This window comes from Mesorhizobium sp. L103C119B0, from assembly GCF_000502235.1.
GTDB lineage: Bacteria > Pseudomonadota > Alphaproteobacteria > Rhizobiales > Rhizobiaceae > Mesorhizobium.
Window position 1 is genome coordinate 635987 of sequence record NZ_AYXE01000003.1, and the last position, 12296, is coordinate 648282.

A 12296-nucleotide genomic window follows, 5' to 3' on the forward strand; every position below is an offset into this window, starting at 1 on the left:
TGTTCTTCCCTCACCGTCTCAAGCCGCCAGCCTGAAATCGGTTCCGGAACATTTTAGCTAAGGTGAATGTTTCAATGGTTACGAAGATCGAAGCCGCCGAATGTCGGGCAGCGTTGACGCTCATCCGGCACACAATCGAGGACCACTGCCCGCCCGGCGTGCTGCCTAGCGAGGAAGCGGTGAACGGTCTCTATGGGGCGGGGCTCATGGATGAGGCGGAAGCGCTGGCGGCTGCGATCGTCGCAACGATCGACCAGATGCAATTGCGCGTGAGGGGCGGAGAAAGGGAAGCTCGCTTGGTCGCGCGACGGTGGGCTCGCACCGACCGGCGAGGTGGTGCGAGCCCGGCCGAGTCTTGCGGGACCTCGACCGGCAGCGAACACCCACTCGCTGCCGTTCTATCAACATGCTCCCAAATTTCAGGTTCCGTAATATACAAAAAGCCGGTGAACGGAGCTTGGCTCATCGCTGCGTAACGCATTTCCCTGAGTGGTTCCGTCGAGCCACCAAAAGCCGCCGGGGGTGTAACCCGGCGGCTTGAACGTTCGGCTAGCATCGCTTCAGCTGTGACGGGTCTTAAAGTGTTGGCTCAGGAGCCTGTTTGGCAGCCATCTCGTCGATCTTCTCGGCAAGCACGCCGTTGGCCCATTCGGTGACCTCGGCGTCGACCGGCTTGTTGGCCATATCGGCGAGCGCGTCATCCAGCGACGGGACGGCGGCAGCAGCATCGGCCGCCGCTATATTGGCGGCATCGAGCGCCGCCTGCGCTGCGTCAATCTGCTCCTGGGTCGGGACTTGGTCGGCCGGAGTATTCGGGTCGTTCAATTTGGCGTTCAACGCGTCGACTTCGGCTTGGGCGGCATCTACCGCGGCTTGGGCTTCCTTGGCGGCCGCCGACGCTGTCACATAAGCCTGAATGCCGGCGAATTTCTTGCTCTTGGAGTTCATGTAAGCGTTGATGTTGCGCTGCAGCGAGTTCAGCCGGCCAAGCTTGGCGTGAATGTTCTTGTCCTTAGGCGTCGCGGCGACCTCAATGTCGTCGACGGCGACCTGGTCTTCGCCCGAGGCCTTCTTTCCGGCGTGAGCCGATNCCGCCATTGCCGTGACCACCGCCATTGCCGTGACCACCGCCATTGCCGTGACCACCACCATTGCCGTGACCACCACCATTTCCACCCGCGCCAGCGAAAGCAGGAGCGGTCACTAGCGCAAGCGCGGCAAGCGCTGCCAACAGCGTTTTTCGGGATGTCATGGTACCTCCTCAGGCGAATAGCCACCTCGCCGATTCGTTATAGAGCGGCTTATAAGAGTTTCCTAATTCGACTGAATGAACTTTAGATAAATGNCCACCTCGCCGATTCGTTATAGAGCGGCTTATAAGAGTTTCCTAATTCGACTGAATGAACTTTAGATAAATGCTTGTTGCAATGAGCGACTGACGACTGCGAAGCGCTTTGTAACCCTCTGAAATCTAGCAAAAAAATCCGGAGTCGGAGACCGTATCGGCCCTTTGCGCGACTGAAGTCCCATACCGATCGGACCTTGGTCGGGCGATGCACAACCGCGGAATGCTTGAGTATGGCGTCACCGTGTGGCTGTGACTGCGCATTGGTAGACAACTCGCCGGGCGAAGACCCCAACTACCTCGAGCCCGGCGAGCCTTACACCTGATCAGAGTACGCGATCAGGACCGGGGATCAGCCGGCGAAAGATGTGGGTGCAATATGGGTGCCAAACTATTCGTCCCAAATTGGGACCATGCTGCGGCCTGCAAGCTGCGCTTAGGTCTCATAAAAGGCTTAGGCGTTCGCATCGGAAATGGCGATAGCTGGTTAGATCGCTTACTTCCTCCGTTTGTATGATTCGTTGGCATTGGCAGTCGTGCGCATATTGTTTGCCGGACGGCGCTGAGTCTCACCGGTCGAGCCCAGCGGCCCGCCCGCCGCAAAGTGTCCCCCCGCGACAAAGGCTGCTGGGCCGTCCTAGCGCCGATCTGCTCCGGCAATGGCCGCGTGAATGCCCGCTCGACTCCAGCAACAGCTTCATCCTTGGTTGCGACGGTTCCGCGCGCGCCGCCGTCATCGAGCGTATCTTACTCGCCTAACCCGGATCGTGCCGCGTCCGCTTTCCGGGACGCACGGATCTATGCTCAACAGCTAATGTCAGGCGCGTACCTGAATTGGTCCTCGAGCCGAGATAGCGCGTTAGTCGATACACGACATTGCGATTTCCAGGAATCGACCGTTTCGCGAACAGCGATGACCACTCGGAGCTGCTATCTCGTTTGCGCCACGAACTGTCCCCTGCCCTCAATGCTTCCAACGTCTCATTTGGGGCCGTATCCGGACGGTCTGCTTCTAGGAAGCGCTCGTCGGTAAGCTGCCGTTCGAGTTCACGGTCATCGAGCGAAGTTTGCCTTGTCAACTGACGAATACGCTGCTTTGACGACCAAGTTTAGCGGGCGCTCTTACCGGCCGGCACCTTGACGGCTGGAACAGGGCCGGTAGCGGATCGGCAGCTTGTGGAGCCACGCAGCCGAAGAGCGGTCATTCCATGACGTTGTTTACAGCTCCAGGAGGAGTGTCACTCCTCCTCGACTAACAACCTGCCATTCGTCAACGCCTCCTTCCAACCTAGGGAGAACCGCCGGAAATCAGGCTGTCAGATTGCACNGAAGTTTGCCTTGTCAACTGACGAATACGCTGCTTTGACGACCAAGTTTAGCGGGCGCTCTTACCGGCCGGCCCCTTGACGGCTGGAACAGGGCCGGTAGCGGATCGGCAGCTTGCGGAGCCACGCAGCCGAAGAGCGGTCATTCCATGACGTTGTTTACAGCTCCAGGAGGAGTGTCACTCCTCCTGGAATAACAACCTGCCATTCGTCAACGCCTCCTTCCAACCTGGGGAGAACCGCCGGAAATCAGGCTGTCAGATTGCACACCGTCGCGTGGAGTCATTCATAGCGCCAGTATGGGTGGGAACAGCTGAATTGGCGCGAGCCAACCAGACGGCGTTTGGTCTCCGATATCGGTACTCGGACGGGCAGATCATTCACGGTCATGTTGGGTACGACGCTGTAACCCTGATCGACAAGCTGCAGTTTCAGCTCCGCCAGGTGGCGCCTGAATCCATTTTCGATGTAGCTGCGCGGATACCGCCATCCGTTCCTGCATGCTCGCACGAGAATGTCGGAATACAGTTCAGAGCTGGCAGCTTTCACCGCTTCTTCGGAAGTCAGTTTGCTGTTGGTTTGGGTACCTTCGGACAAGCATTGCCCCACCGACACCAAAAGCACCAGTATTACGGTCAAGACAGACAACTTTGTCATGGAGCCCTCCGTGTTCCGAATCGACCAGGCCTGCCAGCAACCTGCCCTGCCGATCTGCAGAGACTAGGATGCTGACCCGTCGCATGGAATCGTGCAAATGCAGTGTTTTCGATATCGCATCTGTAGTATTTTCATCCTGATGTAAGGCCATCGGGTTCTGGCCACAGGTCGGCAGCAAGGAAAATGGAACGATGCTTCGCGCCGTAGGCAATCCTCTCGCCGGCTTATCGGATCGGGAGTTGATGGTCGCGGCAAAGTTTGCGGAGGGAATGACTTATCGCGAAATCGGCGAAACACTTTTCATAGCGCCTACCACCGTTCGGACCCATCTTTCGGCCATTTATCGGAAGCTCGATGTTCGTAGTAAAGTGGCGCTTGCTGGGTTACTTGCCGATCACCGCCAGCAGGACCGCAGCCATGCACCACCCGGAAGTCTTTCGACCGANCCTGCCCTGCCGATCTGCAGAGACTAGGATGCTGACCCATCGCATGGAATCGTGCAAATGCAGTGTTTTCGATATCGCATCTGTAGTATTTTCATCCTGACGTAAGGCCATCGGGTTCTGGCCACAGGTCGGCAGCAAGGAAAATAGAACGATGCTTCGCGCCGTAGGCAATCCTCTCGCCGGCTTATCGGATCGGGCCCGGAAGTCTTTCGACCGACGAGCCGGGTCCGCCGGTCCTCGCAGTTCTCCCGTTCGACAATTTGAGCGGAGAAGAACGCTGGACTCGTATCGCTGATGGTTTGTCGGCGGACCTCATAGTTGATCTCTCTCGCTACCGGGACCTTGCGGTGATCGCCCGCCAAACAATGCTTTCCTACAAGGGACGGCATGTTGACGTGCGAGCTCTCGGACGAGAGTTGAATGCCGACTATGTGATCGAGGGAAGTTTTCAAGTGGACGGGCAGCGGGTGCGCATCCGCGTCCAACTCGTCGACGCCCACACAGGGGTCGATGTCTGGACGATGCGTTACGATCGTTCCGCGAACAACCTGTTTGCGATGCTGGACAGCGTGACCGAAAACGTCATCAATGTCCTTGCAACTTGCCACGGTCAGCTCGCCAATCTGCGACGCGATGCGGCTCGTCGGAAGGCTCCAGCAAGTTTGCAGGCCTATGACTGCTATCTGCTTGGGCTTGAGCAGAAGCACCTTTTCACCCGTGAGTCGAACAAGGAGGCGATACGGCTACTGGCGCGTGCGATCGAACTCGACCCGGGTCTAGCAAGAGCTTGGACGGCGCTGGCACTTGCGCATGCTGTGGAAGCTATCAACGGGTTTACCGACAACCTTTCCGGCTCGATCGAGAGCTGGAGCCAATGTGTCAAGCAAGCGCTGGCGCTNTAGCAAGAGCTTGGACCGCGCTGGCACTTGCGCATGCTGTGGAAGCTATCAACGGGTTTACCGACAACCTTTCCGGCTCAATCGAGAGCTGGAGCCAATGTGTCAAGCAAGCGCTGGCGCTCGACCCGGCCGACATTTACGCCCGCATAATGTTTGCCGATCTTCGGGCATTGCAGGGCGATGTCGAAGCTGCTGTCGAAGAACATGACCGAGTGTTGGTGGCTGCTCCAAATGANATGGAATGCTCGCTCGATGCAGCTACGTTCTTGGCTTTTACCGTGAATCACTGGTCGCGCTACGTCAATCTGCGCCAGATTCGCCCGCCACCCTTCTGTTTGTGGCAATGGCTCATGCGATGCTCAATGAAACTCCTCAGGTCGCCAGGATCAATTCGCGACTGAAGGACGAGTTCCCGAATTTCACGGCTGAGGTGTTCATCAGAACCTATCCGGTTACCAATCCTGTCGCCATTGCTGCAATCAGAGAAGGCGCCCGTCGTGCGGGTTTGGCCTAGCTTCTTCACTCTGGTCACCTCAGAGGCGCATTGCTCCTCGGGCAGCATTGGCGCCGAATGCGGACTGGCGGCTTTAACTGAGCAGCAATCAACAACGGACGATTGCACCATAGCTTTTGAGGCCAGCCAAATGGCTTTGTCGTCCTGGGCGGGTTGCGCAAGGCTGCACTCCAAACATGGCCTTCAAGAAAGCTGGACGATTCCTTCAAGCGCCGCATAGACCGAGGTTCGCAGCCAACGGTCCATGCTGCGGGCAAGGCCGGGGTCACCGCTGAGGAAAAGGCCGCCCCTTTCTTTCTCACGCTCAATGCTGGATCGGCCCTCCAGGATGGCTCCCAGTGAAACAACGCCGGTCTCAACGTAAAGATCGACGTCCCGGCGGGGGTCAAGCGAGCAGAGCTCGGGCAAGTCCGCGCCTGGCTCGACCACAAACCAGTAATGGGGACACTTCGGTGGGGGATCGTCGCGGAAATGAAAGCGGATGACGGCGCGCCGCCGCGGCAGGCCAGCGAGGTCAATCTTTCGCCGCACAGCCCACATGAGGGTCGAAACATCTACGTTGTCGAGCGCGATTTCCGCCTCGATGTTGCATTGCGCCCATTCCGCTAACGCGTTCATCGCCGGCTCGAGGTTTATCGACTTCTGGGTACGGAAATAGCAGATGGCGCCCGTCGCCCCGTCCTCGACGCGCTCGACCAGGCNCGAGGTTTATCGACTTCTGGGTACGGAAATAGCAGATGGCGCCCGTCGCCCCGTCCTCGACGCGCTCGACCAGGCCCAACGCTTCCATGTCCTTGAGCCGCCTCGACAAGAGGGCGGACGAGACGTTGCCCACCCCCTTGCGAATGTCATTGAAGCGGGTCGAGCCGTTCCAGAGTTCGGTCAGGATTTGGATCGTCCAGCGGGGCTCCAGGAACTCGCAGGCGTGCGAGATCGGGCAGACCAGTCCGTAAGGCCGTCGCGTCATGGCTGACCGCTCCTTTGCCGCAGGTTAGGCCTTGNGCGAGATCGGGCAGACCAGTCCGTAAGGCCGTCGCGTCATGGCTGACCGCTCCTTTGCCGCAGGTTAGGCCTTGCGGAGCTCTAAGGCCAGTTCACAATCTGAAGCGGAGTGCTTCCGAAGGTGCGCTGGCGCCTTCCCGTCCTCTGCCATGATGGTGGTCGTCATTCGTGCATCCCCCAACGGAGGCTACCATGACCTGGCGTAACATTACGCAAACGACACTAGGCGAGACCGCACTGCGCGTGCCGCGCACTTTTTTTGATCCTCCGCTCGAACGGTTGCTGGCCCTTGTCTGTGAGTGGCGGACCCGCCGCAACATAAAGCGTGGGCTTGGTCACCTGTCCAACTTCCTTCTGCGCGACGTTGGCTTAACCAAAGCAGACGTCGAGGCGGCCTGCGCCGACAGTTTCGATACATCCGCCTCTCTCGCGCTTAAGAGTGCAGCGCAGAACCAGACGGGAAATTGGTGAGAAGGGAAAGCCCCGCGGGCTGAGCCCGCTTGAGGGCGGCAATTGATCAGCCGAATTAGGGGCCATTCTTTAACAACGATTTTGAGGCGCAACCGCGGCGTTCGGCGTGGTGCCGGCGATGTCTCCATTCGGGCCGCTGCAAAATTGAACTCTCTGGTCGAGTTAAGGCGCATTGCTGACCGGTAGATTTTTTGAGCCGGTAGCTGACCGGCAGCTTCGGTCTGCGAATCTTCAAGGCCGGACATTCAGGGTTGGCGTGGGCGCGTCGTGACTTGACCTGAAGGGGAAGCTTAGCGCACTCGACAAAGGGTTCCAGCTTTCAAGTGGTCGGCCTAGTCAGGATCCGATCATCGCCAGAATNGCCTCTCTCGCGCTTAAGAGTGCAGCGCAGAACCAGACGGGAAATTGGTGAGAAGGGAAAGCCCCGCGGGCTGAGGCCGCTTGAGGGCGGCAATTGATCAGCCGAATTAGGGGCCATTCTTTAACAACGATTTTGAGGCGCAACCGCGGCGTCCGGCGTGGTCGCCGGCGATGTCTCCATTTGGGCCGCTGCAAAATTGAACTCTCTGGTCGAGTTAAGGCGCATTGCTGGTAGATTTTTTGAGCCGGTAGCTGACCGGCAGCTTCGGTCTGCGAATCTTCAAGGCCGGACATTCAGGGTTGGCGTGGGCGCGTCGTGACTTGACCTGAAGGGGANGACCGGTAGATTTTTTGAGCCGGTAGCTGACCGGCAGCTTCGGTCTGCGAATCTTCAAGGCCGGACATTCAGGGTTGGCGTGGGCGCGTCGTGACTTGACCTGAAGGGGAGCTTAGCGCACTCGACAAAGGGTTCCAGCTTTCAAGTGGTCGGCCTAGTCAGGATCCGATCATCGCCAGAATGGCTTTGCAAGTTCAGACTCCACTTCGTCCTCCGTCAATCCAATATCGTCGATCATGTGCGGCGCTACCCCCGATAGTCGCGCTAGGTCACGGCGGTAGAAATGCCGTTGCCGCCATCTTGAGACATAGCGAGCTATTCTGATTGCTCGAACCTCATGGGACAAGTCCTGAAACGTCGATGCAAGAAGATTGTTGCTCACCGTCAGGCCTCCGTGCCAACCTCGCGCTTGCAGATGACAGCGTAGGCAGACAGCGTACCGGCTACAAACCAGTCTTTCTCTGGGATAGGCTCAGAATTCCTGAGGTAGTGACAGTCGATGCGTCTCCCTTCACTCAATGCGCTTCGGGCCTTTGAAGCAGCCGCGCGCCACGAAAGCTTTGCGCGCGCGGCTGAGGAGCTATGCGTGACCGAAGGAGCGATCAGCAGGCACGTCAAGCTGTTGGAAACAGCATTGCAAGTGGAATTGTTTCGACGATTGCCGCGCCGGTTGGTTTTGACCGATGCGGGGCGCAATTTTCAACCGATCCTGGCGGCCGCGTTCGAAAGCATTGCCGCGGGAGCTCAAGACGTGCAACGCCAGCCTCGGCATCTGAAGGTTATCTGCCCGCCCACCTTCTCCATTCGGTGGCTGCTCCCGCGGCTTGACCGTTTCAAGCAGCAATGGCCTGCAATCGGTATTCGGGTAACGACCGCTCCTTTTGACTGGGANGCTCAAGACGTGCAACGCCAGCCTCGGCATCTGAAGGTTATCTGCCCGCCCACCTTCTCCATTCGGTGGCTGCTACCGCGGCTTGACCGTTTCAAGCAGCAATGGCCTGCAATCGGTATTCGGGTAACGACCGCTCCTTTTGACTGGGAAATTTTCTTCGGAGGTGAGTTCGATCTCGCCTTTGACTGCGGTTATCCAAATCGGCCGAAAGATATCGAGGCGGTGTTGGTGTTGCAATCGTTCGGCACCCCAGTTTGCTCTCCAAAGCTACTGGAGAGGGGCGTGCCAATAACGTTTCCTGCCGACCTGGTTCACCATAACCTGCTGCATGAGACGCCTGATCGGCACGATTGGAAAGTTTGGGCTGGGCGATTTGCGCCGAACCTTCTTGACGTGAACTCGGGTGAGGTTTTTCCCAGTGCCGATATGGCCTATCGTGCCGCGGCCATGGGCCAGGGCGTCGCGATCGGAGACCTCTCTGTGCTTCACGACGAGATTGCCAAGGGAGAACTGGTGCTGCCGTTCAAAGATATGCAGATCTCTGACGACACGGAGGCCTATCATTTGTGTTGCAGAAAAGATTGCTGGACCGACCCTCGTATCGCCGCGTTCCATAAGTGGGTTTCGGACGAGGCCACGTGGTCCTGAAGCCCGGGACGGTCAGGCCGCTGCCCGCCTCGTTGCGGTCGTTAGCCCTTCCGGCAAGGAAAGCTCCGGTCCCAAAGCTACCGCTCGAAACAATCAAGGCCGCATCGTGGCCTCCGATCCTGACTACATTCAGGATGGCCAAAGCGGCTTCACCCGCTCAATCCGATACCTCTTCTCGAACTCACGGAGCACCATTTCGAGCGTTGCCTCAAAAGCACTCTGATCGAACATCATCGNCGATACCTCTTCTCGAACTCACGGAGCACCATTTCGAGCGTTGCCTCAAAAGCACTCTGATCGAACATCATCGATTTCTTTGCCTCGTGAAGATAGCGCCAGTCGGTGAAGGCANATCTTGGTGTTGATACAGAATGTGACGAATGCTGTACTCGATGTAGAAACCATTGGGATGATACGGGACCACTGACCTTTTGAACTCCGCGTCGAGTTTCTCTTGGCTTTCGGGCTTTAGGCGATCAAACAGCCTTATCAGGTTGTGCGATTTGACGACTCTTGGATTTTCGTGGTCGAAGACGAACCACGCTTTGAGTGCCAGCTCCATAGAAAGCGCCAAAAGCATCGGTTCAACACCGANTGACCTTTTGAACTCCGCGTCGAGTTTCTCTTGGCTTTCGGGCTTTAGGCGATCAAACAGCCTTATCAGGTTGTGCGATTTGACGACTCTTGGATTTTCATGGTCGAAGACGAACCACGCTTTGAGTGCCAGCTCCATAGAAAGCGCCAAAAGCATCGGTTCAACACCGACGTGTTCGCGTTCGCTCAGGTCTGCATGCTTTCCGAATTCTCGGCTTGGAAAGCTCTGAGTTTTTCGGAAGATCGCCTTTCCGGCTTCCCCGATCCTAATGGCCGTCGATAAGCGCGCACTCATTAGGGGTCCATTAGATTGATCTAAATTAACGCCGGAGCTGAGCTGAGATATTGCAAGAACGCAATCGCTTAGGCCAGGAGGCACGGAACACAACTTACTGACGACAAGTTAGAGTTGAGTTCACCGCCGGCGACCCGTTTTCGGAAGGTGGGCGAACGACCGGAATGAGGCGGCGGGTTCAACCGGTCGTCGCAACCCGCTTTAATCTGAGAGGATGAAGAGGTGTTTCATGGTGACCTCACGGATCTGGTTTACGTCAGCGCAGAAGGTCGAGCTTTGGGAGCGATGGAACCGAGGTCAGAGCACTTGACCGCCGGAACAAGACCGGCGTTCAGCGGATCGTATCCTTACGCAGCGGCATTGCTCCGTCAGCTAGGCGTAGAGGGGCCTTGGCGCTCGGGCTGGCGGAACGCGAAGAGATCTCTCGCGGGATCGCGGCGGGTCTTGCGATCCGCGCTATTGCACGAAGTCTCGGGCGATCCCCATCGACAATATGTCGCGTTATCTCGCGCAATGGCGGTGCACAAGCGTATCGTGCAACCCGGGCCGACAAGCATGCTTGGGTGCGAGCGCTGCGCCCGAAGCAGTGTCGCCTGGCAAGCTCTGGGCGGCTACGATGGCAGGTGGCGCAAAAGCTAGCGCTGCAATGGTCCCCGGAGCAGATAGCGGGCTGGCTGAGGCGAGAGTACCCAGGCGATCCAAGCATGCGGATATCTCATGAAGCGATCTATCGCAGTCNTAGCGGGCTGGCTGAGGCGAGAGTACCCAGGCGATCCAAGCATGCGGATATCTCATGAAGCGATCTATCGCAGTCGATTCATCCAGTCGCGAGGGGCGCTCAAGAAGGAACTATCAGCGCACCTGTGTACCAAACGACAGATGCGGCTCGCAAAAGGCGCACAGAGCCGGACGGGGCAAGGACAAATACTCGATATGATCTCCATCCGCGAGCGCCCCGCCGAGGCTGAGGATCGCGCCATCCCAGGCCATTGGGAGGGTGATCTGCTCACCGGCGCGAACGACACGCACATCGCCACCCTTGTCGAGCGACACAGCCGGTTCACGATGCTTGTAAAGGTGGCGAGGAGGGACTCGGCCACCGTCGTGGCGGCCCTTGCCCAGACGAACGGCACATTGCCCGAAGAGTTACGACGCTCGCTAACGTGGGACCAGGGCAAGGAGATGGCTCGGCACATGAGCNAAGGACAAATACTCGATATGATCTCCATCCGCGAGCGCCCCGCCGAGGCTGAGGATCGCGCCATCCCAGGCCATTTGGGAGGGTGATCTGCTCACCGGCGCGAACGACACGCACATCGCCACCCTCGTGGAGCGACACAGCCGGTTCACGATGCTTGTAAAGGTGGCGAGGAGGGACTCGGCCACCGTCGTGGCGGCCCTTGCCCAGACGATCGGCACATTGCCCGAAGAGTTACGACGCTCGCTAACGTGGGACCAGGGCAAGGAGATGGCTCGGCACATGAGCTTCACCGTTGCAACCGATCTACAGGTCTACTTCTGCGATCCGCGAAGTCCCTGTCAGCGCGGCAGCAATGAAAATACCAACGGTCTGCTCAGGCAGTACTTCCCGAGAGAAACCAACCTCTCCCATGTCTCGCAGGCCCAACTCAACGCCGTCGCCCTGCAGCTCAATCAGCGACCCCGAAAACCCTGGACTTCGAAACGCCGGCCGATAGGCTACAGAAGGTGTTACGATGACCGGTTGAACCCACCGGCGCAAATTGGTCACGGCTCCACTCGTGAAGTGGAGCCGCACCTGATCAAACCTCAGTTGCCTCGGAAAGTTCGAGAGCATCCTCAACATCGACTCCCAGATAGCGGACCGTGTTCTCGATCTTAGTATGACCGAGCAAAATCTGGATGGCTCGCAGATTTCCCGTCGCTTTGTAGATAATCGAGGCCTTGGTGCGACGCAGGGAATGGGTTCCGTATTCCTCTGGTCTAAGCCCGATCGCCTCGACCCACGACGAGGCGTGCATACTGCCTTGTACTCATGTGAGCCCTTGGATTGATCCTGCTCGGAAACGCGTAATCATCGANCGACGAGGCGTGCATACTGCCTTGTACTCATGTGAGCCCTTGGATTGATCCTGCTCGGAAACGCGTAATCATCGACTGTTCCGCCGCGTCGCTCCAGCCATGCGAGAAGGCTGGAGCGTACGTCGCTCATCAACTCGAACTGAACAGGTCGGCCAGTTTTCTGTTGGATGACCATCGCGCGAGTTCGGACTTCCGGTCCTACCACGAGGTTGCCGATTTTGATCTTGACGAGATCGCAGCCGCGCAACTTGCTGTCGATCGCCAAATCGAAGAGCGCTCTGTCTCGCAGACGCAGCTCTCGATCGAGAAAGAAGCGTATCGCCCATATCTGTCGAGGTTTCAGAGGTCGTTTCGTCCCGACCTTCTTCCCGGCATTCCATGCCCGGCGGTCGGAGTCGGTGAGGTCGTAGCACGAGTGTCCCATTTCGCTTCTCCTGCAGCCATGATTGG

Annotated in this window: 8 protein-coding genes and 3 pseudogenes; 6 read left to right on the forward strand and 5 right to left on the reverse strand. The window is 57.9% G+C overall.

Features of this window, described 5'->3' with window-relative positions:
• Window positions 1–2952: 2952 nt before the first annotated feature.
• Window positions 2953–3327 carry a hypothetical protein gene (locus X728_RS158880; RefSeq protein WP_155923934.1) on the reverse strand — a complete coding sequence of 125 codons (375 nt, stop codon included), beginning with the start codon at window positions 3325–3327 and terminating at the stop codon, window positions 2953–2955.
• Between the two features lie 191 nt (window positions 3328–3518).
• Here X728_RS158880 and X728_RS1000000168475 point away from each other — a divergent pair, with 191 nt between their 5' ends.
• Window positions 3519–3800: a helix-turn-helix transcriptional regulator gene (locus tag X728_RS1000000168475; protein ID WP_081732343.1), complete on the forward strand. Its 282-nt coding sequence runs from the start codon at window positions 3519–3521 to the stop codon at window positions 3798–3800.
• A gap of 949 nt (window positions 3801–4749) precedes the next feature.
• On the opposite strand, the gene X728_RS1000000172050 is transcribed toward X728_RS1000000168475, so the two are convergent.
• Entirely contained in the window at window positions 4750–4878 is a 129-nt protein-coding gene (locus tag X728_RS1000000172050; RefSeq protein ID WP_023830978.1) for a hypothetical protein, read from the reverse strand.
• A 35-nt stretch (window positions 4879–4913) separates the two neighbouring features.
• Between X728_RS1000000172050 and X728_RS1000000170175 the strand changes: the two genes are divergently transcribed.
• Window positions 4914–5186, forward strand: coding sequence for a hypothetical protein (locus X728_RS1000000170175; RefSeq protein WP_155923936.1), 273 nt, complete (start codon window positions 4914–4916; stop codon window positions 5184–5186).
• Window positions 5187–5369: 183 nt separating this feature from the next.
• On the opposite strand, the gene X728_RS1000000167700 is transcribed toward X728_RS1000000170175, so the two are convergent.
• Window positions 5370–5804: a hypothetical protein gene (locus X728_RS1000000167700; RefSeq protein ID WP_050589861.1), complete on the reverse strand. Its 435-nt coding sequence runs from the start codon at window positions 5802–5804 to the stop codon at window positions 5370–5372.
• A 576-nt stretch (window positions 5805–6380) separates the two neighbouring features.
• Between X728_RS1000000167700 and X728_RS1000000170180 the strand changes: the two genes are divergently transcribed.
• Window positions 6381–6659: a DUF1127 domain-containing protein gene (locus tag X728_RS1000000170180; protein ID WP_023697496.1), complete on the forward strand. Its 279-nt coding sequence runs from the start codon at window positions 6381–6383 to the stop codon at window positions 6657–6659.
• A 1196-nt stretch (window positions 6660–7855) separates the two neighbouring features.
• Window positions 7856–8896 (forward strand): LysR substrate-binding domain-containing protein, encoded by a 1041-nt coding sequence (locus X728_RS1000000167710; protein WP_023830980.1) that lies wholly within the window; start codon window positions 7856–7858, stop codon window positions 8894–8896.
• A 304-nt stretch (window positions 8897–9200) separates the two neighbouring features.
• Here X728_RS1000000167710 and X728_RS1000000171420 read toward each other — a convergent pair whose 3' ends face one another.
• Window positions 9201–9785, reverse strand: coding sequence for a hypothetical protein (locus tag X728_RS1000000171420; protein ID WP_245266085.1), 585 nt, complete (start codon window positions 9783–9785; stop codon window positions 9201–9203).
• Between the two features lie 717 nt (window positions 9786–10502).
• On the opposite strand from X728_RS1000000171420, the pseudogene X728_RS1000000172230 reads away from it, so the two are divergent.
• Window positions 10503–10967, forward strand: a pseudogene (locus tag X728_RS1000000172230) (IS30 family transposase); the annotation flags it as partial.
• A gap of 54 nt (window positions 10968–11021) precedes the next feature.
• A pseudogene (locus X728_RS1000000168490) lies at window positions 11022–11504 on the forward strand (IS30 family transposase); the annotation flags it as partial.
• Between the two features lie 62 nt (window positions 11505–11566).
• Here X728_RS1000000168490 and X728_RS01000000166485 read toward each other — a convergent pair.
• Window positions 11567–12270: pseudogene (locus X728_RS01000000166485) on the reverse strand (tyrosine-type recombinase/integrase).
• Window positions 12271–12296: the final 26 nt, after the last annotated feature.

Coding starts and splice junctions, on each gene's coding strand:
- X728_RS158880 (WP_155923934.1), bottom strand. CDS start 3,327: ATGACAAAGTTGTCTGTCTTGACCGTAATACTGGTGCTTTTGGTGTCG.
- X728_RS1000000172050 (WP_023830978.1), bottom strand. CDS start 4,878: ATGTTCTTCGACAGCAGCTTCGACATCGCCCTGCAATGCCCGAAGATC.
- X728_RS1000000170175 (WP_155923936.1), top strand. CDS start 4,914: ATGCTCGCTCGATGCAGCTACGTTCTTGGCTTTTACCGTGAATCACTG.
- X728_RS1000000167700 (WP_050589861.1), bottom strand. CDS start 5,804: ATGAACGCGTTAGCGGAATGGGCGCAATGCAACATCGAGGCGGAAATC.
- X728_RS1000000170180 (WP_023697496.1), top strand. CDS start 6,381: ATGACCTGGCGTAACATTACGCAAACGACACTAGGCGAGACCGCACTG.